Annotated in this window: 21 protein-coding genes; 9 read left to right on the forward strand and 12 right to left on the reverse strand. The window is 70.6% G+C overall.

Translation table 11 applies throughout. The annotated features are described in order from the left end of the window. Positions 1-9: 9 nt before the first annotated feature. The 6 genes from AB0J87_RS07135 to AB0J87_RS07160 all read left to right on the forward strand — a co-directional run bounded on the left by AB0J87_RS07135 (position 10) and on the right by AB0J87_RS07160 (position 6,232). Entirely contained in the window at positions 10-1,197 is a 1,188-nt protein-coding gene (locus AB0J87_RS07135) for a spermidine/putrescine ABC transporter substrate-binding protein (RefSeq protein WP_363963007.1), read from the forward strand. Between the two features lie 3 nt (positions 1,198-1,200). Beyond that, positions 1,201-2,052: an ABC transporter permease gene (locus AB0J87_RS07140; protein WP_363963009.1), complete on the forward strand. Its 852-nt coding sequence runs from the start codon at positions 1,201-1,203 to the stop codon at positions 2,050-2,052. After that, entirely contained in the window at positions 2,049-2,834 is a 786-nt protein-coding gene (locus AB0J87_RS07145; RefSeq protein ID WP_350738949.1) for an ABC transporter permease, read from the forward strand. Before AB0J87_RS07140 ends, AB0J87_RS07145 begins: the two co-directional genes overlap by 4 nt. A gap of 35 nt (positions 2,835-2,869) precedes the next feature. Next, positions 2,870-4,264, forward strand: coding sequence for an FAD-dependent oxidoreductase (locus tag AB0J87_RS07150; RefSeq protein ID WP_363963011.1), 1,395 nt, complete (start codon positions 2,870-2,872; stop codon positions 4,262-4,264). Next, a complete protein-coding gene (locus AB0J87_RS07155; RefSeq protein ID WP_363963013.1) occupies positions 4,261-5,157 on the forward strand; it encodes an alpha/beta hydrolase in 897 nt (298 codons plus the stop codon). Before AB0J87_RS07150 ends, AB0J87_RS07155 begins: the two co-directional genes overlap by 4 nt. 151 nt (positions 5,158-5,308) lie before the next feature. After that, positions 5,309-6,232, forward strand: a complete 924-nt coding sequence (locus tag AB0J87_RS07160; protein WP_363963015.1) for a serine hydrolase — start codon at positions 5,309-5,311, stop codon at positions 6,230-6,232. A gap of 435 nt (positions 6,233-6,667) precedes the next feature. Here AB0J87_RS07160 and AB0J87_RS07165 read toward each other — a convergent pair whose 3' ends face one another. Beyond that, positions 6,668-7,210, reverse strand: a complete 543-nt coding sequence (locus AB0J87_RS07165; protein ID WP_363963017.1) for a flavoprotein — start codon at positions 7,208-7,210, stop codon at positions 6,668-6,670. Between the two features lie 448 nt (positions 7,211-7,658). Here AB0J87_RS07165 and AB0J87_RS07170 point away from each other — a divergent pair, with 448 nt between their 5' ends. Next, positions 7,659-8,069: a VOC family protein gene (locus AB0J87_RS07170; protein ID WP_363963019.1), complete on the forward strand. Its 411-nt coding sequence runs from the start codon at positions 7,659-7,661 to the stop codon at positions 8,067-8,069. A gap of 356 nt (positions 8,070-8,425) precedes the next feature. Here the strand turns inward: AB0J87_RS07170 and AB0J87_RS07175 are convergent, their stop codons facing one another. Genes AB0J87_RS07175 through AB0J87_RS07210 form a run of 8 tightly spaced genes read right to left on the reverse strand, consistent with a single transcriptional unit; the run spans position 8,426 to position 17,794 of the window. After that, positions 8,426-9,934, reverse strand: coding sequence for a DHA2 family efflux MFS transporter permease subunit (locus AB0J87_RS07175; RefSeq protein WP_363963021.1), 1,509 nt, complete (start codon positions 9,932-9,934; stop codon positions 8,426-8,428). A 35-nt stretch (positions 9,935-9,969) separates the two neighbouring features. Then, positions 9,970-12,852, reverse strand: a complete 2,883-nt coding sequence (locus AB0J87_RS07180; protein ID WP_363963023.1) for a BTAD domain-containing putative transcriptional regulator — start codon at positions 12,850-12,852, stop codon at positions 9,970-9,972. A gap of 7 nt (positions 12,853-12,859) precedes the next feature. After that, on the reverse strand, positions 12,860-13,606 hold the full coding sequence (locus AB0J87_RS07185; RefSeq protein ID WP_363963025.1) for an isocitrate lyase/phosphoenolpyruvate mutase family protein: 747 nt from the start codon (positions 13,604-13,606) through the stop codon (positions 12,860-12,862). Next, positions 13,603-14,358 carry a cytochrome P450 gene (locus AB0J87_RS07190; RefSeq protein ID WP_363963027.1) on the reverse strand — a complete coding sequence of 252 codons (756 nt, stop codon included), beginning with the start codon at positions 14,356-14,358 and terminating at the stop codon, positions 13,603-13,605. The genes AB0J87_RS07185 and AB0J87_RS07190 overlap by 4 nt, the downstream gene beginning before the upstream one ends. A 51-nt stretch (positions 14,359-14,409) precedes the next feature. Beyond that, on the reverse strand, positions 14,410-15,081 hold the full coding sequence (locus AB0J87_RS07195) for a DUF998 domain-containing protein (RefSeq protein WP_363963029.1): 672 nt from the start codon (positions 15,079-15,081) through the stop codon (positions 14,410-14,412). Next, complete coding sequence (locus AB0J87_RS07200; protein WP_363963031.1) at positions 15,078-16,295, reverse strand: glycosyltransferase; 1,218 nt, start codon at positions 16,293-16,295, stop codon at positions 15,078-15,080. The genes AB0J87_RS07195 and AB0J87_RS07200 overlap by 4 nt, the downstream gene beginning before the upstream one ends. 16 nt (positions 16,296-16,311) lie before the next feature. Beyond that, positions 16,312-17,139 carry a DMT family transporter gene (locus AB0J87_RS07205; RefSeq protein WP_363963032.1) on the reverse strand — a complete coding sequence of 276 codons (828 nt, stop codon included), beginning with the start codon at positions 17,137-17,139 and terminating at the stop codon, positions 16,312-16,314. Between the two features lie 37 nt (positions 17,140-17,176). Further along, positions 17,177-17,794, reverse strand: coding sequence for a DedA family protein (locus AB0J87_RS07210; RefSeq protein ID WP_350738918.1), 618 nt, complete (start codon positions 17,792-17,794; stop codon positions 17,177-17,179). 391 nt (positions 17,795-18,185) lie between these two features. Here AB0J87_RS07210 and AB0J87_RS07215 point away from each other — a divergent pair, with 391 nt between their 5' ends. Next, positions 18,186-19,385 carry a histidine kinase gene (locus AB0J87_RS07215; protein WP_363963034.1) on the forward strand — a complete coding sequence of 400 codons (1,200 nt, stop codon included), beginning with the start codon at positions 18,186-18,188 and terminating at the stop codon, positions 19,383-19,385. Next, complete coding sequence (locus AB0J87_RS07220) at positions 19,378-20,319, forward strand: hypothetical protein (RefSeq protein WP_363963036.1); 942 nt, start codon at positions 19,378-19,380, stop codon at positions 20,317-20,319. Before AB0J87_RS07215 ends, AB0J87_RS07220 begins: the two co-directional genes overlap by 8 nt. Here the strand turns inward: AB0J87_RS07220 and AB0J87_RS07225 are convergent. From AB0J87_RS07225 to AB0J87_RS07235, 3 genes are all read right to left on the reverse strand, one after another. Further along, the gene (locus tag AB0J87_RS07225; protein WP_350738909.1) at positions 20,227-20,868 is read right to left on the reverse strand and encodes a VC0807 family protein; all 642 of its coding nucleotides are present in this window, start codon (positions 20,866-20,868) and stop codon (positions 20,227-20,229) included. The two genes, AB0J87_RS07220 and AB0J87_RS07225, sit on opposite strands and share 93 nt — an antisense overlap. Positions 20,869-21,080: 212 nt before the next feature. After that, positions 21,081-21,728 (reverse strand): leucine efflux protein LeuE, encoded by a 648-nt coding sequence (leuE, locus tag AB0J87_RS07230; protein ID WP_363963038.1) that lies wholly within the window; start codon positions 21,726-21,728, stop codon positions 21,081-21,083. Between the two features lie 34 nt (positions 21,729-21,762). After that, a complete protein-coding gene (locus AB0J87_RS07235; protein ID WP_363963040.1) occupies positions 21,763-22,971 on the reverse strand; it encodes a serine hydrolase domain-containing protein in 1,209 nt (402 codons plus the stop codon). Between the last annotated feature and the right edge of the window lie 162 nt (positions 22,972-23,133).

Raw genomic sequence — 23,133 nt, forward strand, 5'->3', positions numbered from 1 at the left:
AACCACCCCATGCTCCGTTCCCGTCGCGATTTCTTCCGGGTCGCCGGGTTCTCCGCCGCAGGGCTCGCGCTGGCCGCGTGCGGCGTTCAAGGACAGAAGGCCGCTCCGCCGAAGGCCGACGCGGTCAAGGATTTCTGGGCCAAGCAGACCAAGCACGGCAAGGTCGTCTTCGCCAACTGGCCCGAGTACATGCCCGAGGACAAGGCCCCGCTGGAGAAGTTCAAGCAGGCCACCGGCATCTCGTACGAGTACAAAGAGGTCATCCAGGAGAACGCCGAGTTCTTCGGCAAGGCCGACCCCGTGCTGCGCGCGGGGCAGTCGCTCGGCTACGACATCGTCGTCATGACCAACGGCGTCCAGCTCCAGCACATGATCGAGCTGGGCTACGTGACGCCGCTCGACCACTCCCAGCTCCCGAACTTCGAGGCCAACGCCGGCCAGAAGTACAAGGAGCGGGCCTACGACCCCGGCAACAAGTACACGGTGCCGTACACGTCGGGGGTGACCGGGATCGCGTACAACACCAAGTACGTGAACGAGGACATCACCAGCATCGAGTCGCTGTTCGACCCCAAGTACAAGGGCCGGGTCGGCATGATGGCCGACGCCCAGGAGATCGCGAACTTCGGCATGTTCGCGCTGGGCATCGCGCCGGAGAAGTCGACCGAGGCCGACTGGAAGAAGGCCGGGGAGAAGCTCAAGGCGCAGCGCGACGCCGGAATTGTCCGGAAATATTACGATCAAAGCTACATTGACGCTGTGTCCAAGGGCGACGTCTGGCTCAGCATGGCCTGGTCGGGCGACGTCTTCCAGCGCCAGCTCGCCGGCGAGCCCGTCAAGTTCGTGGTGCCCGAGGAGGGCGGCACGATCTGGACCGACAACATGCTCATCCCCAAGAACGCGGCCAACCCGGTGGACGCGCTCATGCTCATGGACTACCTCTACCAGCCGGCCGTGGCCGCCGAGCTGGACGAGTTCATCCAGTACGTCACGCCGGTCCCGGCCGTGCAGGACCTGCTGAGGGAGAAGGCCAAGGCGGCCAAGGGCAAGGACAAGAAGTCCCTCGAAGAGATGATCGGCAGCCCGCTCATGTTCCCCACCGAGGCCGACTACGCCAAGCTGCACAACTACACCCCGCTGACCACCCAGCAGGAGCAGGTCTTCAACCCGATCTTCCAGTCCATCACCCAGGCGTAGCGCATGAGGCGGCTCACCCCCTACCTGCTGGCGCTGCCGAGCTGGATGTGGCTGGCGATCTTCCTGGTCGTCCCCATGGCCGCGATGGCCTCGGTCTCCCTGCAGACCGGCAACGCCATCGACGGCTTCGCCATGACGTTCAGCTTCTCCAACTACAGCGACGCGCTCGGCCGGTACAGCACCCAGCTGGTGCGCTCGCTGCTCTACGGCGGCCTGGCCAGCGTGGCCATGCTGGTGATCGGGTACCCGGTGGCGTACTGGATCGCGTTCAAGGGCGGCACGCGCAAGTCCGTGTACCTGTTCCTGCTGCTGCTGCCGTTCTTCGTGTCGTTCGTGCTGCGGACGATCTCGTGGAACTTCCTGCTGTCGGACAACGGCATCCTGTTCGGCACGCTGAAGGGCTGGGGGCTGCTGCCCGAGGACTTCCACGTGCTGGCCACGACGGTCGCGGTGGTGGGCGGGCTGACGTACAACTTCCTGCCGTTCATGATCCTGCCGATCTACGTGTCGCTGGAGCGGGTGGACCCGCGGGTGATCGAGGCGGCCCAGGACCTGTACGCCACGCGGACCGCGGCCTTCCGGCGGGTGGTGCTGCCGCTGTCGCTGCCGGGGGTGTTCGCGGGGGTGCTGATGACCTTCGTGCCCGCCACGGCCGACCCGATCAACGCGCAGATCCTCGGCGGCACGGCCAACACGATGATCGGCAACATCATCCAGACCGAGTACCTGACGAACCTCAACTACCCGACCGCCTCGGCCCTGTCGTTCACGCTGATGGCGGTGCTGCTGGTAGGCATCTTCATCTACGCCAGGGCGCTCGGGACGGAGAACGTGCTCGAGGCGGCGGCCCGATGAGAGGGATCAGGCTCGGCGACCGGCTTCTCCACATCTACACCTGGATCATCATCCTCTGGCTGTCCTCGCCGATCGCCGTGATGATCCTCTTCGGCTTCAACGACAAGAAGAGCAAGTCGAACACCTCCTGGCAGGGCTTCACGCTCCGCTGGTACGCCGAGCTGTTCGACATCTCCGACCTGACCGTGGCGCTGCGCAACTCGCTGGTGATCGCCGCGGTCAGCACGATCATCACGGTCGTGATCGGCACCATGCTGGGGCTGGCGATCGGACGGCACCGCTTCCGCGGCAAGGGGGTCACGAACTTCCTGGTCTTCGCCGCCATCTCCACACCCGAGCTGGTCATGGGCGCGTCGCTGCTGTCGCTGTTCGTCTCGGGGAACGTGCCGCGCGACGCGAACACGATCATCGTCTCCCACGTGCTGTTCTCGCTGTCCTTCGTGGTGGTGACGGTACGCGCGCGGATCGTCACGCTGGACCCGTCGCTGGAGGAAGCGGCCAGGGATCTGGGGGCGACGGCCTGGGGGACGTTCAGGCAGGTCACGCTGCCGTCGATCATGCCGGGCGTGATGGCGGGCGCGATGTTGTCGTTCGCTCTGTCCATCGACGACTACGTGGTCACCAGCTTCGTCAACGGCTCGACCGTCACCTTCCCCCTGTGGATCGTCGGTGCGGTCAAGACCGGGATCCCACCGCAGGTCAACGTCATGGGTACGCTGATCTTCGGCATCGGGGTGCTGATCGCGATCGGAAACGCGGTGGCGGCACGGCGCCGTACCTAAATATCCTCCACGAACTTCGTAGGGAAGTGGGATTTGTGGATCCGCTGAAGGCGCTTGCTGACGCGGAGCGCAAGCCGTACTGGCTGGACAGCCCGGCCAGACCCGAGCCGCGACCGCGGCTCGACCAGACAACGAGCGCCGACCTGGTCGTCGTCGGCGGAGGCTTCTCAGGGCTGTGGACGGCCCTGATGGCCAAGGAACGCGATCCGTCCCTGGACGTGGTCCTGCTCGAAGGACGCAGGATCGGCTGGGCCGCCACCGGCCGCAACGGCGGGTTCTGCATGGCGACCCTCACCCACGGCCTGGCCAACGGCCTGGAACGGTGGCCGGACGAGATCGGGCGCCTGGAGCGCATGGGAGTGGCCAACCTCGACGAGATCGAGCGGACCCTGGAGCGCTACGGCGTCGACTGCTCCTTCGAGCGCACCGGGGAGCTGCACGTGGCCACCGAGCCGTGGCAGCTCGACGGGCTGCGGGAGCACCTGGAGCTGATCTCCGAGCTGGGGCTCGACTACGTGCCGCTCGACCAGGATCAGGTGCGCGCCGAGGTGAACTCGCCGACCTACCTGGGCGGGCTCTGGGAGCGCAGCGGGTGCGCCATGCTCGACCCGGCGCGGCTGGCATGGGGGCTGCGGGAGGCGTGCCTACGGCTGGGGGTGCGCGTCCACGAACGCACCCCGGTCCGCTCGCTGCGCGACGACGGCACGACGATCACGCTGCGCACGCCGTACGGTGCGGTCGCGGCGCGGCAGGTGGCGCTGGGGACCGGGGTGTTCCCGCCGCTGCTGCGGCGGCTCAAGCACTTCGTGGTCCCCGTGTACGACTACGCGCTGATGACCGAGCCCCTGACGGACGACCAGCTCGCCGAGGTGGGCTGGCGCAACCGGCAGGGCGTGGGCGATTCGGGCAACCAGTTCCACTACTACCGGCTGACCGACGACAACCGGATCCTGTGGGGCGGCTACGACGCCGTCTACTACAACGGGGGTCTGGTCAAACCCGAGTACGAGCAGCGCGACGAGACGTTCGTCAAGCTCGCCGAGCACTTCTACGACACGTTCCCCCAGCTCGACGGGGTACGGTTCACCCACCGGTGGGGCGGGGTGATCGACACCTGCAGCCGGTTCAGCGCCTTCTACGGCCAGGCGCACGGCGGGCGGCTGGCCTACGCCACCGGTTACACCGGGATGGGCGTGGGCGCCACCCGCTTCGGCGCGAACGTCATGCTCGACCTGCTGTCGGGCGAGTCCACCGAGCGGACCGAGCTGCGGATGGTCAAGGAGAAGCCGATGCCGTTCCCGCCGGAGCCGGTGCGGTCCGGGGTCATCCAGTTCACCCGGTGGTCGATCGCGCAGGCCGACCAGCACCAGGGCAAGCGCAACCTGTGGCTGCGCGCGCTCGACCGGATGGGGCTGGGGTTCGACTCGTGATCCTGACCACGCGAATCGAGTTCGTGGTCGACGGCCTCACACTCGCCGGGGACCTGCGGGTCCCCGGCGGCGCGGGGCCGCGGCCCGCTCTGGTGTTCACGGGGCCGTTCACCGGGGTGCGCTCCCAGGTCACAGGCTTGTACGCGGAGCGGCTGGCCGAGCGGGGGTACGTGACGCTGTCCTTCGACCACCGGAACTGGGGGGAGTCCGAAGGGCTTCCCCGCCTGGACGAGGATCCGCAGGGCAAGCTGCGGGACCTGCGGGGGGCGGTGTCGTTCCTGCGGTCGCGGGCCGAGGTGGACCGGGATCGGATCGGGGCGGTGGGGGTGTGTCTGGGGGGTGGCTACGCGCTCAAGTTCGCCGCCTTCGACCCCCGAGTCCGGATATTTGTCGGTATCGCGGGCGCGTACAACAACCCGTACAGCATGCGCTCCGGCATGGACTACCAGGCGGCGCTGGCGGGCTTCACGGACGTCCTCGAACGCCAGGACCAGGGCGGCGCCGTGGAGTACATGCCGGTCGTCTCCTCCTCGCCCCCGGAGGAGGGGGAGGCCGCCATGCCGGGCGACGAGCCGTACGCGTACTACGGCACCTCACGGGGCGCCTCGCCGCACTGGTCCAACTCGGTGACCAGGGCGAGCGTGCGGGAGCTGGTCACGATGGACAACATGATGGGAGCCGACTTCCTGTCGCCCAAGCCGGCGCTGATCGTGCACGGGGTCGTCGACCGGTTCTGCTCTCCGGAGGGGGCCGAGGAGGCGTTCCGGCGCCTCGACCAGCCGAAACAGCTCGTCTGGGTGGACGCCAAGCAGCACATCGACCTGTACGACCGCGAACCGTACGTCACGGAGGCCGTGGACGCCACCGCCGCCTTCCTCACTGAGCACCTCTGACCACCACCACCGCCGCCTTCCTCGCCGACCACCACCCGGATCGGCAAGATCATGTGAAGACTTGACCAGCGACCCACCGAGCACAATGGCCTGATCCGCACCGCATGGCATCCTCGCTTGCGACCCCCGACGATCCTTCGGAGGTGGACGCGTGCGTACGAGGTGGATGCTTGCCTGGCCGATGCTGCTCCTGACCGCGGGATGCGGCGCCGACCAGGCAGCCGTCATCCCCGCGGCGGCCAAGCCCCCGCCGAAGGTGGCCCGCTGCATGCTGAGGATCGCGGCCCCGCGCGCCGGGGTCGCGGCCCGCATCCAGCTCGTACGCGACATCTCCGCCTATATCGGCACGCGCCCGGGCCGCATCGTCTACGGCGCCCTGGACCTGGTCACCGGGATCCACTTCGGGCAGGGAGAGCACGAGAACGACATCATCACCGCCAGCGGCGCCAAGGTGGACATCCTGACCGCACTCCTGCACCAGCGCACCGGCGACCTGAACGAGGAGGAACGCGACCTCGCCGTCCTCATGATCACGGAGAGCGACAATCTCGCCGCGGACGCCCTGTGGTCCCGCGTCGGCGCCTCCTCCGCGATGAGCGCCTTCTACCAGAGCGTGGGCCTGACGGAGACTACACCGGGACCCGCCATTTTCTGGGGCGGCACCCTCACCAGCCCCGCCGACCGTATCCGCCTCCTGAAACTCCTGGTCAGAGGCAGGAAGGGCCGAGAGGGCGACCTGACCGCGGCCGACCGCCGGCTGGTGCTCGGCCTGATGTCCCGCGTCCAGAAGGACCAGTCATGGGGCGTCAGCGCCGCCGCCCGCCCGGGAGACCGGGTGGCCCTGAAGAACGGCTGGACGCCACGCCCGTTCATCTCCGGCACGTGGGCCATGACGAGCTACGGCCGCATCTCGGGCCCGGGCCGCGACCTGCTGCTGTCGGTCCAGACCGACCACCAGCCGGGCCCGGACGCGGGCACCCAGACCATCGAGGGCGTGGCCCGCCTCATCCGCAACCGCCTCGACTCCCTCGCCCCGACCATCACCCGCCCCTGCATCGGCAACCCCATCGCCTGATCATCCGCGCCCTACCGCCGTCACCCTCACCGGGCAAAAGGTCTTCTCGGGGAGGCGCTTCGCGCCGAGGGGCTCAGGCGTTTCTTGTTCGGGCGCCTGGCGGCGCAACCCCCCGCGCCTTCGGCGCCATCGCCCACCCGTGACCCGGTTACCGGTCCGGCCTGCTGGAGCCCACCCCGAACCCCCCGCTCGCCAGACGCCCCCACCCGTTGACCGGCTACGCGGTGGGCCGACTGATGCCCACCCCGGACCGGCGTGCCGCGGGGCTGTCGTTGCCCGACGGGACAACGCCGAACTTGCGCCCGATCACCAGGTGGGCCTGCTGGATCGGGCCCCGTTGACACCGTGGTCGGGACGCGCAATGGGGCAACTTTCGGGTGCGGTGGAAGAGCGGCTGTGCGAGCGATCCGCCGGCCGATCTCCCTGTGGGCGCCATCACCCCTGCGTCTGTCGCTCCCCGACCACGGCGTGCAGCTCCTGCATGATTCGTTCCCAGGATGGCATGCGGGACTGCGGAGGGGCGGGATCGAACAGGACCCGCACGCCCATCTCCCGAAGCGTGTCCAGGCTCCGCTGAAACGCGAGGTGCCGGGCGAGAGCGTCCTTCAGCAGCGGCACGGCAAGGATCGGGACGCCGAACCCCATCACCTCGCACAGCAGCCCGACCGCGAAGGTGTCGGCGATGCCGTTCGCCCACTTATTGATCGTGTTGAACGTCGCCGGAGCCACGATCACGGCGTTGGCGGGAGGGAGACCCTTGGGGTCCTCCGGCATGCGGTACGTGCTGCCGACCAGGTCACCGGTCAGACGCTCCAGCTCGGAGACGTCGACAAAGCGTTCGCCCATCGGTGTGGTGACCACATGCACCTGCCACCCGGCTGTCCGAGCCATGGGGACCAGGTGATGGAGATCGGCGGCGGCAGGTGCGGCACAGGCGATCACATAGAGAACACCGCGCGTGCCCTCGTGGGGTTCCATGCTCGCGATCCTAATGAGAGGCCGATGCCCGCTCTCGGTGACCGACCTGTGACTTCGTGCAGGGCATGTGAGCCGACCAGCGGGAATGATGTTGCCATTTCCCCAGGCAGGAGCGGGAGGCAGTTGCCGTCTCGCCCCTACCGAAGTTGCCTGGGCAGCAAGGACATGGACGAGGTTCGGCCGTGTGCCCGCTGCGGTCTTCGGGGCCCGCGCCAGGCGGGGTCGGCACCAATGGTCCGCCTGGCTTACGGTGCTCCGCACCGGCCCGCGCCGGGTCGGCGAGAAGCGGGACGGTGGAGTGCGGCGCGATGTGGACGGCGCTCAGCGCCACGTCTCGGCACTCGGCCGGCGCCCAGGAGGCCTGTTCGAGGCTAACTGAGTCCGAAGGAACGGCGGTCGAATAGGCGCAGGTTTGGCTGGAGGGGCCGGGAACTGCCAGAGTGACGGGATGTCTCGACTTGTTCCTGAATTGATCTGCTCCGACATTCAGGCCAGCTTGGCCTTCTACCGTCTGCTGGGCTTCGAGATTCGCTACGAGCGGCCCCAGGAGCGATTCGCCTACCTCGAACGTGACGGGGCGGACCTGATGTTGGAGCAGCCGTTGAGCAGGGACCGTCTCTTCCCGCGCGCGGAGCTGGACCACCCCTACGGGCGCGGGATCAACCTCACTGTTGACGTGGACGACGTAGACCGGATTCACACCGCGCTGCTTGCTGCCGGCTATGAGATGTGGCTGCCGTTGGAAGAGCGCTGGTACGAGCGCAGCGTCGACGCCGTGGGCGTGCGCCAGTTCGCGGTGCAGGACCCGGACGGCTACCTGCTGCGGGTCTCTCAGCAAGTGGGAACCCGCCCTCGATAGCCGCTCACGTCATGTCGCGGCTTTGGACCTTCCGGTACTAGTCGGCCTGGCGAGCCCTACAGCGTCCAGCCGGATTCCGAGCGAGCCGAAATCGTCGCTGATCGTTTCTGCCGGAGCGCCAGCAGGTCAACGACGAAGGAGCGGTAACCGGGATAGCGTCCGAGGGGTGCGGGGATCGGCATGTCCCCGCCTGGGGGTGTGGGGGCTTGCCCCCACAGGGCGCTGCCCGAGCGCTCCATCGCGCGTAGCGCGCCCCATCGCGAGGACCGAGCAGTTGGGGGGTCGGTGGGGGGCGCTGCCCGAGCCAATATCGGGCGTAGCGCCCCCCATTGTGAGGACCATGCTGGTTTCCGGGGTCATGCGTGGGTCAGGACTTCTTCCGGGATGACCTTCGGTACGCCGCGCAGCCCGATCAGGGCCAACAAGGCCACAACGGCCAGGAGGGCAGCAGTGACCAGGGCGGTCACGTGCAGACCCTCGATGAAGGCCGTCTGTGCTGCTCGCATGAGCTGACCCGCCTGCTCCGGCGGCAAGGCCGTGGCCGTGCTTACCGCGCCTGCGATCGACTCTCGTGCGGCGTCGGCGGAGGGGAGGCCCGTGGGGAGGTGGAGGTTGGTTTGGTAGGCGGTGTTCAGGACCGTGCCGAGGATGGCGATGCCCAGCGCGCCGCCCAGTTCGAAGGCCGTTTCCGAGACGGCGGCGGCCGCTCCCGCGCGTTCCCTGGGGGCCGTGGCGAGGACGTTGTCGTTGTTGACGGTGAAGGTGAAGCCGACCCCCAGGCCACCGATGATCATGACGGGGAGCAGGGCGAAGTAGTTCAGGGAGGGGCCGAGCGTGCTGTAGTAGAGGAACGCGCCGGCGTTCATGGCCAGGCCCAGGGCGACCACGCCGTTCCTGCCGATGCGGTGGATCAGCTTGGCGGCCATGATGCCGCCCACCGCGCCGCTCAGGCCGCCCGGCAGTTGCGCGAGGCCCGCCTGGAGCGGCGACCAGCCCAGGACGAGCTGCAGGTACCAGCCGAACATCAGCATCATGGCCGACATCGTGAAGATCGCCAGCAGGTTCGTGACGATGGACGCGCTGAACGCCCGCCGCCTGAAGAGCCGGACGTCGATCAGCGGCTCGGGCAGCCGCGTCTGGCGCCACACGAACAGGCCCAGCAGCAGGACCCCGGCCGCGCCCGCCATCAGCACGTCGGCGTGCTCCAGGCCCTTGTGCGCCGCCTCCTTGACCGCGTAGACGGCCGTCACCACGCCGGCGAACGAGAGGACGACGCTGATCAGGTCGGGCCGGCCCGCGTGCGGGTTGCGCGATTCGGGCAGCACCAGGATCCCGCCGACCAGCACCAGCAACATGATCGGTACGTTGATCAGGAAGACCGAGCCCCACCAGAAGTGGTCGAGCAGGAGACCGCCCACGACCGGGCCGATGGCGAACCCGGCGGCGCTCATCCCGCTCCAGATGCCGATGGCCGCGGTGCGCTCGCCCGGGTCGGTGAACACGTTCCGGACGATCGACAGGGTGGACGGCATGATCGTCGCTCCGGCCACGCCGAGCAGGGCCCTGGCCGCGATCAGCAGCTCGGGGTTGGGCGCGTACGCCGTCACCACCGAGGCGGCGCCGAACGCGGCCGCGCCGATCAGCAGCAGGCGCTTGCGGCCGATGCGGTCGCCGAGGTTGCCCATGGTGACGAGGAGGCCGGCCAGCGCGAAGCCGTACATGTCGCCGATCCAGAGCAACTGGGTGGAGTTCGCGCCGAGGTCGGTCACCAGCCTGGGCAGGGCCAGGTGCAGGACCGTGAGGTCGAGCGAGAGCAGCAGGGTGGCCAGGCAGGCGATGGCCAGGCAGGACCATTTGTTCTTCATGCCGCCTACTGTCGGGAGCGCGGCTGACGGCCTGCCTACCGCTCGCTGACCGCCCCGCTGGCAGGCCCGTCCGGCGGCTGGCTGACCGTCCCGCTGGCAGGCCCGGTTGAGCGGGCGTGCACCTCGTCGAGGGCGGCGGTGATGCGGGCGCGGGTCTCCTCCGCGGTGTACCAGTCGTTCGGCACCTCGTCACGAGCCTGGACGAGCAGCGCGCGGGCCTCATCCAGGTCGCCCTGGAACAGCGCGACCTGGCCCAGCCCGAGGCGCGCCCACGCCATCGTCTCCGTCGAGCCGTTCCTGCGCGACATCTCGGCGGCGCGCAGGTAGTCGGCCCGCGCGCCCGTCGCGTCGGCCTGGTTGAGCCGGGCGTCGCCCCGCCGGCACAGGGCCTCGGCGATCTCCGTCTCGGCGCCCAGCTCGGTGGCCACCGCCAGCGCCTCGTCGGCCAGCGCGATCGCGGTCGTGAAGTCGCCCTTCTCCTGGTAGAGAGCGCCGAGGCCGGACAGCGTCATCACCATGCCCCACCGCTCCCCGATGGCCTTGAACGCGGCCAGGCTCCGTTCGAAGTTGACCAGCGCCTCGGCGGCCCGGCCGACCGACTGCAGCAGGAACGCCACACCGCCGTAGGACAGCGCCTCCTGCCAGGGCTGGAGCTCGTCGGCGCGGCTGGTGAGCGCGGTGTAGACCTCGTCGTACTCGCCGGGCGGCCCTGTGTAGGCCGAGAGCAGCATCGAGAGGAACTCCACCCGCATCGGCAGGTTGTACGTCGGCAGCAGCTGCCGCGCCTCCGCGAGCCGCGCGCGCAGCTCCTCGTCGATGCCGCCGGTCCAGGCCCTGATGAGCACGCACATGACGTACTCCTCCTCCATGCCCGGCGGATGCCGGAAGCCGAGCGCGGCCATGAGGTCGGCGGCCAGATGGGCGCTGGTGATGCGGTTGCCGCGCATCCACCAGTAGCAGCCGCAGTTGGCCAGCAGCCGCAACCCCAGCTCCGGCTGCCCGGACGCGGTCGCCCAGCGGATCGCCGCGTCGAGCTCGTCGCTCTCCTCGTCGAGCCGGACCAGCCACTCCAGTTGCTCAGCGGTGCGCAGCAACGGGTCGGCCGTCATGACCAGGTCGAGGCAGTAGCGGGCGTGCGCCTCGGAGATCGACTCGGCCTCGCCCGACTCCACCAGTCGTTCCGCGCAGAACGCCCTGATCGTCTCCAGCATCCGGAAACGGCCGCCCACGAACTCCACCAGCGACTTCTCCGCCAGCGAGAAGAGCACGTCCTCGGGCAACCCGCACACCTGCTCGGCCGCCTCCGGCCGTGCGCCGCCGACGAACACGCTCAGCCGCCTGGCCAGCCGCTGCTCGCTCTCGTCCAGCAGGTCCCAGCTCCACGCGACGACCGCGTGCAGCGTCTGGTGCCGGGGCAGCGCCGTACGGCTGCCCCTGGTCAGCAGCCTGAACCGGTCGTCGAGCCGGGCCGCCACGTCGGCCACCGGCAGGGTGCGCAGCCGCGCCGCGGCCAGCTCGATGGCCAGCGGCAGCCCGTCGAGCGCCCGGCAGATGCGTACGACCGCCGCGGCGTTGCCCGCGTCGACGGCGAAACCAGGCCGTACGGCGGCGGCGCGGTCGGCGAACAGCCGGACCGCCGGATAGTCCAGGGGGCTGCCGGTCTCGGGGGGCGGGAGCCGCAGCGGCGCCACGGGCAGGATCGACTCGCCGGTGATGCCGAGCGCCTCGCGCCCGGTCACCAGCACGCGCAGCTCGGGGCAGGAGGCCAGCAGCAGGTCGGCCAGGTCGGCGGTGGCCGCGACGACGTGTTCGCAGTTGTCCAGGACCAGGAGCAGCCTGCGGCCGGCCAGCGCGGTGACGAGCCGGGTGGCCGGGTCGACGGTGAGCCGGTCGGGGGTGGGCGGGGCGTCGCGGATGTCCAGGGCGGACAGGACGGCCCCCGGCACGCCGGCGTCCTCGGAGACCGGCGCGAGCTCCACGAAGCACACGTCGCCGGGCTCCTGGTCGGCCGCCTCGGTCGCCAGCCGCGTCTTGCCCGCGCCGCCGGGCCCGATCAGCGTGACGAGCCGGTTGGTCCGCAGCCTGGCGGCCACCTGCTCGATCTCCTCGGCCCTGCCGACGAAGCTGGTGAGCTGGGCGCGCAGGCCCTGCCGCCGGGGCGCGGGGGCGGTGTCGGGAGCGGGGGCGCCGAGCGCCGGGTCGGCCCTGAGCACGGCCAGGTGGGCGGCGGCCAGCTCGGCCCCCGGCTCGACGCCGAGCTCCTCGTCCAGGATCTTCCTGGCCTCGTCGTAGACGGTCAACGCCTCGGCCTGCCGGCCGCTGCCGTAGAGGGCACGCATGAGCAGGGCGCGCAGCCGCTCGCGCAGCGGGTGGGCGGCGGCGAGCTGGCTCAGCTCGGCGACCAGCTCGCGATGCCGGCCCAGGTCGAGGTCGGCCTGCACGCGGTCCTCGGTGGCGGCCAGCCGCAGCTCGGCCAGCGCCGCCGCGGCGGCCTCGGCGTGCGGGGCGTCGGACAGCGGCGCGCCCCGCCACAGCTCGAGCGCCTCGCGCAGGAGCGTGGCCGCCCGGCCGGGATCACCGCCGGCGAGGGCCTGCCTGCCCTGCTGCGTCAGCAGCTCGAACCTGCGCGCGTCCACGTCCTGGGGGTCGGCCACCAGCCGGTATCCCGCCGGATGGAACTCCACCAGGTCCCTGCCCAGCGCCCGGCGCAGCCTGGAGACCTGCGACTGCAGCGCGTTGGCCACGCCCTCGGGCGGTCTCGGGCCGTACATGCCGTCCACGAGCTGCTCGCCGCCGACGATGCGGCCGGCGTGCAGGGCGAGCAGCGTCAGCAGCGCGCGCACCCGGGGACCGCCGAGCGCGACCGGCTCGCCGTCCTCGTCCAGCGCGCTGGTGGGCCCGAGGATCTGGAAGCGCATGCGTCGATTATCGCGGTTGCGGCAGCAGCGCGGCGATCTCCGCGTAGGTCGGCAGCGGAGGGGCCTGCCTGCCCTGGGCGGCGGACACCGCCGCGAGCGCCCCGTGGAGCGCGGCCCGGTACAGCAGCGACCCGGTGCTCACCCTGGCCACGCCGGCCTCGGCGAGCTGGGGGAGCGTGGGGCCGTCCGGCTGGTAGAGGACGTTGAGGGGGAGCGGCGTGCTCGCGGCCACCTCGGCGATCTCGCGCAGATCGCTCATGCCGGGCACGAAGATCCCGTCGGCGTGGCCGTAGGCGGCCACCCGTTCCCGCGTGTCGCCGGTCTTCAGCCAGTACGTGTCCGTACGGGCGTTGACGAACACGCCGTGGCCCTTGGCCGCCTCGATGATCCGCCGGTGCAGCTCGATCGGGCGCAGCGTGCCGTCGGGTCGGCCGTCCTCCAGGTTGATCCCCGCGACTCCGAGCGCGGCGAGGCCCGCGACCAGGTCGGACACCTCGCCGGGGTCGTCGCTGAAGCCGCCCTCGATGTCGACGGTGACCATGACGCCCAGGTCCTTGATCGATTCGGCCAGCTCGATGGTCTCCGCCCTGGTGGCGCCGGCCGCGTCCGGTCTGCCGTACGCGGCGGCCACGCCGAGGCTGGTCGTGCCGATCGCCGGGAAGCCCTCCCGGGCCAGGAGGGCCGCGGAGCCGTAGTCCCAGGCGTTCGGCAGCAGCAGGGGGTCGCCGGGGCGGTGCAGGTCGTGGAAGTTCATGAGCGGCTCACGTCGAGAAGGGCTTCGAGCACGCCCGCGGCCAGCGCGAGCGCGTGGGCGGGCCCGGGGCAGGGGCGCACGCCGTGGCCGAAGGTCAGATGGGGGGCACGGCCGCGCGAGAGGTCGAACCGGTCGGGATCGGCGAACACGTCAGGGTCGCGGTTGGCCGACACCAGGTCGATGGTCACCTCGTCGCCGGTCCGCGTGTCGAGCCTGCGGGTGGCCTTGAGCGGCGGGTCCTGCCTGAGCGTCTCGTGCAGCAGCGCCTCGGGGTCGGCGCCGGGTCCGGCGTGCCCGAGGGCGTTCTCGATGAGCGCCTCCGTGGCGGCGTGCCCCTGGAGCAGCAGGGTGATCTCGGGGATGGTGGCCTGTTCGAGCAGCTCGGCGACGGAGGCGTCGGCCTCCGGGCTCTCCTCGCCGGACAGGTAGCCGGTCGCGGCGGCGGCCACGGCGCCCGTGTCCTTCACGCCCAGCGCGGCGCCGAGCACGGCCGTGGGGACGCCCCGCCAGTCGCCGCCCCGCTCCAGCGTCATGGCCCTGGCCGCCGTTCTCAGCTCGGCGGGGTCAAGGGCGGCCAGCCGCTCCTCCAGCAGGCGGCGCCGCCCGGCGTGCGTCTCTCCGGTGCTGAACCTCGACACCTGGGCGCGGAGCCAGGCCAGCGTGCCCTCCTCGGCGTCCTGTCGTACGGGAGGCGGCACGTACCTCGGGTCGGCGAGCACCGCCTCAGCGGCTGAGTGGCGTGTGATGAGCATGGTTCCACGCTAGAACGGCGTCATTTCGTCGCGGGTCGAAGGGTGGGGGCATCAGGCCGCCAGGCGGTCTGTCCGCTCGGGGCGTTCGGGCTCGGCCGGGACGGCCTGGGTGCGCACGGCGGGCCGCTTCGCGACCGACACCAGCGCCATGGCGATGAGCAGCGCCATCTCGGCCAGCACCACGCCCCGCTCCAGCGGGCCGTAGTAGCCGGCGCCGCCGATCAGCGGCGAGGTGATCGAGGCCGGGTGGGCCGCCAGGTAGAAGGCTAGCATGGCCGCCGAGGTCACGCTCAGGGCCCGGACCGCGTTCCACAGAGGCGCCGCCTCCCGGCCCCTGGCCAGGGTCCAGCCGGCGACCGGCAGCGAGGTGAACACGACGGCCGCCGCCCACCGGTGGATCTCGCCGGTCAGCGAACCGACCTGCGAGTTGCCGGGGTCCGTGGGGAAGATCGCGCTCATCATCAGCCCCGCCGCCCCCGCCAGCAGCAGCACCCTGGTGGCCGCGGTGCGCGCCGGGTCGCTCGCCGCCAGCCCGTACGCGAGACACAGGCACGCCCCCGCCAGTGCCAGCATCCCCACGAGGACGGGCACGAGCCCGCCGGAGACTAACGCGTAGTCGCTGAGCAGCGGCTGCGTCGGCAGGGCGACCTGCGCGTACGCCAGAGCGCACACGGACACCACCGTGCCGGAGACAGCGCCCCAGGCGCTTTGGACTGGGGTCATCGGGCCACCTCATCGTAGATCTGCTCGAACCGGGCCAGCGACGACCGGTCATCGTGGGTGAGCGCCAGCTCCCTGCTGGTCTTGCCGAGCCGGGCCCGAAGGTCGTCGTCGGTGAGAATGTTCGTCAGGTGCCTGGCCAGCGAGATCACGTCGCCCGGCTGGAACAGGTATCCGTTCTCGTCCACCAGGTGCGGCAGCGCCATCGCGTCGGCGGCGACCACGGGCAGCCCCATGGCCATGGCCTCCAGCGTGGCGATGCTCTGCAGCTCGGCGATGCCCGGCATGGCGAACACGTCGGCGGCGGCGAACGTCTGGGGCATGAGCTCGTCGGGCACGAAGCCCAGGAAGGAGACCCGCTCGCCGACGCCGATGCGGGCGGCCAGCCGCTCCAGCTCCGCGCGCTGGTTGCCGCGGCCGACGAACACCGCCTGGGCGTCGGTCCGGTTCAGCACGAGCGGCAGCGCGCGGACGATCTCGTCCAGGCGCTTCTCCTCGTCCAGGCGGCCGACGAACAGGATGGTCGGCCTGTCGGGCAGGTCGAACAGCTTGCGCGCCCACGCCTTGGGTTCGGCGCGCGGGTGGAACCTGGTCAGGTCGATCCCGCAGGAGACCGCCTCCACCTCGCGGCCGAAGCCCTGGTCGGCCAGCAGCTTGGCGGCCAGCGGGGTCGGCGTGGTGATGCGGTCGGCGCGGTTGAAGATCCGGCTGAAGTCGCGCCAGGCGAGCCGGCCGGCCTTGATCCGCAGCCGCTCGGGGATGTGGCAGAACTGGAAGAGGTTGTCGGGCATGAAGTGGTTGGTGGCCACGATGGGGACGTCCGCGCGCCGGGCGGCGGCGATGGCGGCCCTGCCGACCACGAAGTGGCCCTGGGCGTGCAGCACGTCGGGACGGATGCCGGCGATCAGCCGGTCGAGCCGGGCCGGCACCGTGAACCGCATCGTGGGGTGGACCGGTATCGGCGCGGAGCGCAGGCGGTGCACGATCACGTTATCCACGACGTCGGCGGTGGGCGGGCCCACGTCCGACTGGCAGACCACGTGCACCTCGTTGCCGCGCGCGGCCAGGCCGGTGGCCAGGCGGTGGGTGAAGTAGGCGGCGCCGTTGACGTCCGGCGGGTAGGTGTCGGTCGAGATCAGGATCCGGCGCGGCCGCTCGGGGGCCGGGGTGGGGGCGGTCTCGGCGATCTGGGGGAGAGAACGCAGGGGCATGGCCATGGAAGTGACTCCGGTTTCACAAAGGGGAATGAGTCGGGGGATTGTTGCGGGACTCCAGCGGGCTGGTGCGGGCCAGCGCGACGGTCCCGGCGGCGGTCAGGAGCGCCGCCGCGACCGGCACGATGCCGGTCGGCACCGGCTCGCCGAGCAGCAGCGCGCCGAACGCCACCGCGGTCAGCGGGTCGGCGATCTGGAGCGAGGCGAACGAGACGCCGAAGTGCCCGACCGCGTAGGCCCGCTGGAGCATCACCAGCGCCAGCAGCAGGGGCACCGGCAGCGCCAGCACGTACCACCAGTTCCAGGTGCCGTCCAGCAGCACGCGCATGAGCGTGGCCGTCGCGCCGTAGAGCACGCCCGAGCTGGTCGCGAGCAGGGCGGCCCGGCCCGCCGGTGAGGCCGCCCGCGAGGCGGCCCACAGCAGGACCGCCGCGACTCCGGCCACGCCGAGCAGGGTGAGCACTCCGTCCGGGCCGAGGTAGGTGGGACCTTCCGAGTTGGGGACCAGCAGGACGAGCCCGACCAGCCCGGCCGCCACCACACCCGCGGCCGCCAGCTCCTTGGGGGAGGGCTTGCGGCCGTGCAGCGCGGCGGCGAGGGGCAGGGCGAACAGCAGGCTCGCCACGCCCATCGGCTGGACGACGGTCAGCGGCCCGAGCCCGAGTGCCACGATGTGCAGGCCACCACCCGTCAGAATGGACGCGCCGCCGATCAGCCAGCGCGGTTTCCGCAGTAGGGCGAGCAGCCCCGGTTTGGCCGACCCGGCTGCTTCGAACTGCTGCAGAGCGGCTCCGAGCGCGAAGAACAGCGAACCGACCAGGGCGATCGCCGCGGCCAGCACAGTCATTTCGCACTCCTTTCAGACGGATGGTTGCCAGACAGGGTCAAACGGACGTGTCCGCGGGAAGACGTTCTGGGGAAGCCTGGATGGCGCGTCGCTTCCTGAGCCATCTCACGAGCTCGACGAGCGCGGTGATGGACACCGCGATGCCCAGGCCGAGGAGCAGGCCCTTGATCGGGTCGTTCTCGAAGGCCATGCCGCCGAAGAAGCCGATCAGCCCCGAGTACACCGCCCACGAGCTCGCCGCGATCGCGTCGAAGAACGTGAACGAGCGCAGCGGATGCCGTACGGCGCCCATGGTCAGCGTGGTCGCGGTGCGACCGCCGGGGATGTACCTGGCCACCACGAGGACGAGGCCGCCCCGCTCGGCCAGCGTGTCGCGGGCCCAGACGAACGCCTTCTTGTTCCGCAGCCTGCCTGCCGACTTGTTGCCGATCAGGTAGGAGATGTGGTCACCGGCGAAGGCACCCAGGGCCGCCGCCACGATGACCAGGGCCAGGTTCGTCTCGCCGGAGGCGGCGAACACCGCGGCGGTGATCACTGACGTCTCGGCCGGCACGATCGGGAAGAACCCGTCGAGCAGCGCGAGCCCGAACAGCGCCGCGTATAACCAAGGTGATGACATCACCTGCTGGACCAGGTCGAGAATGGCATGCGACATGAGTGTTCACTCCGATCGTTAGGGCACCCACACAGCGTGTCTGCGTGGCACGGCCCGGGACATCGGGGATGCCCCGGGTCGAACGCGGACCCATCCCTTATGCGGATCAGGGCCGGTACCCCATGAAGGTAGAAACTCCGCAGGTCACGGCACATCGGACGATCGGCACGCACCGCCCCCTACTTTCGTCGGGGGCTCGGTTCCGACCTCCGGGTGACACCCATCGATCAAACCGGTTTCCGCAGGCCGAAACAGGAGTGGAGGTAGGCGCTTTCGGGGTGGTGCTAGCTCTACCGCGGCAGGGGGCGCCGCCCTACCCTGACTTTCGTCAGGGTCGCCGGCTGACTTCCGGCGGCATCCGCGGGCGCGGGAGGCGGCTACCGTCGGTCCGGTGAGACGTCTTCGCCGGGAGAGCCGCCGCCAGGTGGTCTACGACCTGCTGCTCTGGGCCGTGCTCGGCATCTTCGTGGCGGCCATGGGCCCCGACCCGTTCGTGGATCCGGCCGCCTTCGCCATGGTGAGCCTGCCCAGGCTCGGGCTGGCCGCGGTCGCGGTGCTGGTGGGCCGCCGCTGGCCGCTGGCCGCGCTGGTGCTGCTGTTGCCGCTGGGGCCGTGGCAGTTCAGCGAGGGGTTCGCGACCGTGGACCTGAGCTGGCTGCTGCCCAGGCGCAACGTGAAGATCCTGCCGCTGCTGGCCAGCTCGCCGTTCATCATGTGGTACGCCTACCTCACCGGGCGGCGCCTGGCCGTGCTCTGGCCCGCGCCGCTGGCGTTCTGCCTGATCTCGGCCGTCGGCGTGGGCGTGGTGCTGGCCAAGGGCGGCGACCTCGCTCTGTGGGTGTCCATGGTGACCGCGCTGCTCGGCACGTACGTGGTGCCGTACCTGCTGGGGCTGCTCAGGCGCAGGCTGCTGCAGGGGCGCACGCAGGCGAGGCTGGCCGCCGAGGCGCAGGCGCGGCTGCGCGAGCGGGCCAGGATCGCGCGGCAGATGCACGACTCCCTCGGCCACGACCTGGCCCTGATCGCGGTGCGGGCGGCCGGGCTGGAGATGGCCCAGGGGCTGGCCGAGACGCAGGTCAGGGCGGCGGGGGAGCTGCGGCTGGCGGCGGCCGACGCCACGGACCGGCTGCGCCAGATCATCGGGCTGCTGCGCGAGGACTCCGACGCGGCGCCGCTGTCACCCGTGAACGAGGACGTGACCGAGCTGGTGCGGCGGGCCAGGGACTCCGGTATGCCGATCACCCTGGACCTGGCACCGGGGCCGGTGCCCGACCTGGCGCACGCGGTGGTCCAGGAAGGGCTCACGAACGCCGCCAAGCACGCCCCCGGAGCCCCGGTCGGGGTACGGGTCTCGCCGGAGCGCGTCACCGTGCGCAGCGGCCGGCCGCGCGCCCGGCCCCTCGCGCTGTCCGGCGGGCTGGGGCTGGCGGGCCTGCGCGAGCGCGTCCGGCTGGCCGGGGGCACCTTGACCGCCGGCCCGGTCGGCGACGGCTTCGAGCTGGACGTGAGCATCCCCCGCGCGGGGGAGCAGGATCCCCGCGGCTCGGGAGGGAATCACCGGCCCGCCGGGCGACGCTCGGAGCATGACTGAACGCAGACCGGGGATAGGCCGCGTCACCGCCGCGATCGTCGCGATCGCCGCGATGCTGCCGTACCTCACACTGAAGACGCTCTGGCTGACGGGACACCCGGTCGGGGTCGCCGATCCGGCCTTCATGGCCGACCCGGCGATGATCGGGCTCAACACGATGACGTTCGGCATGGAAGCGGTCGGGCTGGTGCTGGCGCTGGCGTTCACCATGCGGTGGGGACTGCGGCTGCCGGCCTGGCTCGTGCTGCTCCCGCTCTGGGTCGGTACGGGCCTGCTGGCCGTGGTGATCGTCACGGCGCCGATCATGGTGCTGACCGGGGGGTTGGCGGTCTTCGAGACCGGCGGGGCCATCGAGCCGTGGATCTACATGATGGTCTACGGCGGGTTCGTCGCGCAGGGTGTCGGCCTCATGACGGCCTTCGTGCTCTACTCGCGCGACCGCTGGCCGGGCGTCTTCACCACCCGGATCGATCACGCGTTCGCCGGCCCGACCCGGTCGTTCCAGACGGTCGTGGCCTGGGGCGCGCTGCTGGTGGCCGGGCCGATCGGCGCGGTCAAGCTCGCCGGGGGCCTCCAGGACCGCGTCGAGGGCCTGCTGGCCGTCGCCGGGGCGGTCGCGCTCGTGCTGATGGTCCGGCGGCGCGGGCGCGGCCCGTTCTGGGCGCCGCTGGTGGCGGCCTGGCTCGGCTCCGGCTCCCTGTTCAGCGGCGGGCTCTACGTGATGATCATCAGCTCCGTACGGGCGCCGCTCGGCGCGCCGGGGGCGGAGCTGACCGAGCTGTTCGGCATGCTGGCGGGGCTGGTCATGGGGATGTGCGGGGCGTTCCTGCTGGCCGAACGGTCAGGTGTGGGCGACGTTCAGCCGGCGGAGCACCCGCTTGAAGGCGAAGATGGAGAACGCGATCGCCAGCCCGCTGATCACGGCCACCGCTGACGTCCTCAGCACCATGAACCCGCCGAGCGACCCGGCCAGATATTCATGGACGGCCAGGGCGATGCTGAGCGTCGAGTTCATGAGCAGCACGAACGCCCACAGCAGCGTGATCCTCGCGAAGAACCTGCGGACCCGCTCGTGCTTGAGCACCGCCGACGGCAGATGGATGTAGTCGAGCGTGAGCTTCTGCACGAGCGGCCGGTTGAGCCGGACGGAGGCGAGGAACGCGATGCTTATGCAGATCGTGCCCATCTCCGGCTGGATGAAGAACCACATCCACGTGCCGGTCCAGAAGGCCACGAGGGCGCGGACCGTGATCGCGAACGCGGCCAGGAACATGGTGGCGGGCACCTTGACCCGCCTGATCAGCCGCCACCCCACCCCGATGTAGACCCAGGCGACGGTGGCGATGAGCGCCCCCTTGAATCCCAGGACCATCATGGCCAGGTAGAACACCGCCAGCGGCGCCACGACGCCTTCGAGCAGCCTGGGGGCCGCCTGCCGGGCGAGTGCCGTCAGGCGTGGAAGGTGGACCGGGGGATGGTTCAAGGCTGCTCCGCAGATAGGCCGATGATCAGCGTCTACCCGGGCTTCGGGGGACAAGGCTTGCCAGATGGACCGCTCGCCGTAACCAGCGGGCATCACCCGCGTCCCGGGAAGCACGCCGGTGGCTTACCGTACCCGAGGAGAGGTGATGCGACTGCCTCTTTTGACGCGTTCCATCTGTTTCCACGAAAACAGCGAGGTCTTACGGCAGGCTTTCAACTGAGTGACGAAGTGGCGAGCTTCGCGCCGAATCCGAGGAACAGAGCGCCGACTCCGGTGGTCAGACCGGCGCTGAGCTTCCTGCGCCGGCTGAACTGGTTGGCCAGGAAGGTCCCGCCGAAGATCAGCGCCGTCAGGTAGAGGAAGCTGAACACCTGGATGATCGCGCCCAGGATGAGGAACGACAGCGCGGGAGTCGCGTAGCCCGGGTCGACGAACTGGACGAAGAACGAGACGAAGAAGAGGATGGCCTTCGGGTTCAGCAGGCTGATCACCAGGGCCTTGCGGAACGGGCGCGGCTGGCGCTCCATCTTGACCTGCGGCTTCTCCTCCTCGGTCGCCTTCCTCGATCGCCAGGCGCCCCTGATCATCTGGAAGCCGATCCATGCCAGGTAGCCGGCGCCGGCGTACTTGACGATCGTGAAGAGCAGCGGGTTGGAGCGGAGCAGGGACGCGGCGCCGGCGGCGGTCAGGAACATCAGCACGGTGTCGCCGATGAAGACGCCGGCCGCGGCCCGGTAGCCCTGGCGGACGCCGTTCTGGGCGGCGAAGCTGAGGACGTACAGGGAGTTGGGGCCGGGCAGCAGGATGATCAGCAAGGCGCCGATGACATAGGTCCAGAAATTAGTGATGCCGAAGAACATGCGTCTTACTCCAGGGGGAGGACCAAACCGCACATCACGATATCTCGCCTGCTGCGTACCATATCCCGCCGTATACCTGCCTGTAGCCGAGCGCCCGGTACGTCGCGTCCACCAGCGCCTGGCCGCGCGCGTTGATCCCGAGGCCGATGCCCTGCTTGTTCATCGAGTAGCCGAACGCCAGGCGCGCCGCCGGGTCGCAGAAGCCGACCGAACCGCCCATGCCCACGTGCCCGAACGCGCTCGCCGACAGGAGCGCGCCCTCCTGGTCGGCGGGCGGCAGGTGCCGGTTGTCCGCCGCCTTCACGAAGCCGAGTGAGAACCGCGACGGCACCGCCAGCACCGCGTCGGTGCCCGCCGAGGCGGTGAGCGACATGTGGACCAGGTGCTCCCCGGTGACCAGGCCGCCGCCGCCCAGTGACAGCGGCCGGTACATCCCGGCCAGGCCACGGGCGTTCGTGATCGCCCCGATGGCCCCGAACTCGGCCGCGTGCGCCGCCCGGCTGTCCGACTCGCCGGGTGTCATGTAGCCGCCCTCGTTCGCCAGCAGCAGCGCGGGCATCGAGGCCGGGTCCGTGAACGCCTTGACGTAGAAGGAGGGCGGCGTCGCGGGAGGGTCGGCGGGGATCGTCGGCGCGACCCTGTGCTCGTACTCCTCGGGGAGCCCCAGCCAGAACTCCAGGCCCAGCGGCTCGGCGACCTCCTCGCGGAAGAACGTCCCGAGCGAGCGCCCGCTCACCCGCCGTACGACCTCCCCGACCAGGTAACCGAACGTCAGCGCGTGGTACCCGTGCCTGCTGCCCGGCTCCCAGAACGGCTCCTCGCCCGCGAGCCTGTCGGCCATCTGCTTCCAGTCGTAGAACGCGCCGGGCGGCAGCTTCTCGCGCAGCACGGGCAGCCCGGCCTGGTGGGCGAGCAGGTGCCGGACGAGCGTCCCGCCCTTGCCGGCGGCGCCGTACTCGGGCCAGTAGCGGGTGACCGGCGCGTCGAGGTCGAGCTCGCCCCGCGAGGCCAGGATGTGGGCGCAGAGCGCCGTCGCGCCCTTGGTGCACGACCAGACGTGCCCGATCGTGCCGCTCTGCCACGGGACGCCCGGCGCGGCTTCCCCGCCCCACAGGTCGACGACCACCTCGCCGTCGACGATCACGCACACCGACGCGCCCACCTCGCCGCGGCGGGCGAGGTTGCCCTCGAACTCCTCCGCGACCTGGGAGAAACGGGAGTCGCAAGTGCCCTGCACGCTCATTTCCCGAATCCATCACGAAAGCCGGACCCTGTAAACCTTCGGGCTTTACCGCCAATCCCTATGTGTTTACTATGGAATGCAGGTGGGCTCGCTGATGCGCTGGGGCTGGCGGCGCTGCTGTCCGTGGGTTCGCCGTTCGAGATGGGCGCGGTTCGCGTGGCT

Origin of the sequence: Nonomuraea sp. NPDC049625, assembly GCF_040675285.1 — a bacterium.
Taxonomy (GTDB): Bacteria; Actinomycetota; Actinomycetes; order Streptosporangiales; family Streptosporangiaceae; genus Nonomuraea; species Nonomuraea angiospora_A.

Excerpts from the sequence above, each read along its gene's own strand:
- AB0J87_RS07135 (WP_363963007.1), top strand. The coding sequence starts at position 10 with ATGCTCCGTTCCCGTCGCGATTTCTTCCGGGTCGCCGGGTTCTCCGCC.
- AB0J87_RS07140 (WP_363963009.1), top strand. The coding sequence starts at position 1,201 with ATGAGGCGGCTCACCCCCTACCTGCTGGCGCTGCCGAGCTGGATGTGG.
- AB0J87_RS07145 (WP_350738949.1), top strand. The coding sequence starts at position 2,049 with ATGAGAGGGATCAGGCTCGGCGACCGGCTTCTCCACATCTACACCTGG.
- AB0J87_RS07165 (WP_363963017.1), bottom strand. The coding sequence starts at position 7,210 with ATGGAACCCCACGAGGGCACGCGCGGTGTTCTCTATGTGATCGCCTGT.
- AB0J87_RS07170 (WP_363963019.1), top strand. The coding sequence starts at position 7,659 with ATGTCTCGACTTGTTCCTGAATTGATCTGCTCCGACATTCAGGCCAGC.
- AB0J87_RS07175 (WP_363963021.1), bottom strand. The coding sequence starts at position 9,934 with ATGAAGAACAAATGGTCCTGCCTGGCCATCGCCTGCCTGGCCACCCTG.
- AB0J87_RS07180 (WP_363963023.1), bottom strand. The coding sequence starts at position 12,852 with ATGCGCTTCCAGATCCTCGGGCCCACCAGCGCGCTGGACGAGGACGGC.
- AB0J87_RS07185 (WP_363963025.1), bottom strand. The coding sequence starts at position 13,606 with ATGAACTTCCACGACCTGCACCGCCCCGGCGACCCCCTGCTGCTGCCG.
- AB0J87_RS07190 (WP_363963027.1), bottom strand. The coding sequence starts at position 14,358 with ATGCTCATCACACGCCACTCAGCCGCTGAGGCGGTGCTCGCCGACCCG.
- AB0J87_RS07195 (WP_363963029.1), bottom strand. The coding sequence starts at position 15,081 with ATGACCCCAGTCCAAAGCGCCTGGGGCGCTGTCTCCGGCACGGTGGTG.
- AB0J87_RS07200 (WP_363963031.1), bottom strand. The coding sequence starts at position 16,295 with ATGGCCATGCCCCTGCGTTCTCTCCCCCAGATCGCCGAGACCGCCCCC.
- AB0J87_RS07205 (WP_363963032.1), bottom strand. The coding sequence starts at position 17,139 with ATGACTGTGCTGGCCGCGGCGATCGCCCTGGTCGGTTCGCTGTTCTTC.
- AB0J87_RS07210 (WP_350738918.1), bottom strand. The coding sequence starts at position 17,794 with ATGTCGCATGCCATTCTCGACCTGGTCCAGCAGGTGATGTCATCACCT.
- AB0J87_RS07220 (WP_363963036.1), top strand. The coding sequence starts at position 19,378 with ATGACTGAACGCAGACCGGGGATAGGCCGCGTCACCGCCGCGATCGTC.
- leuE (WP_363963038.1), bottom strand. The coding sequence starts at position 21,728 with ATGTTCTTCGGCATCACTAATTTCTGGACCTATGTCATCGGCGCCTTG.
- AB0J87_RS07235 (WP_363963040.1), bottom strand. The coding sequence starts at position 22,971 with ATGAGCGTGCAGGGCACTTGCGACTCCCGTTTCTCCCAGGTCGCGGAG.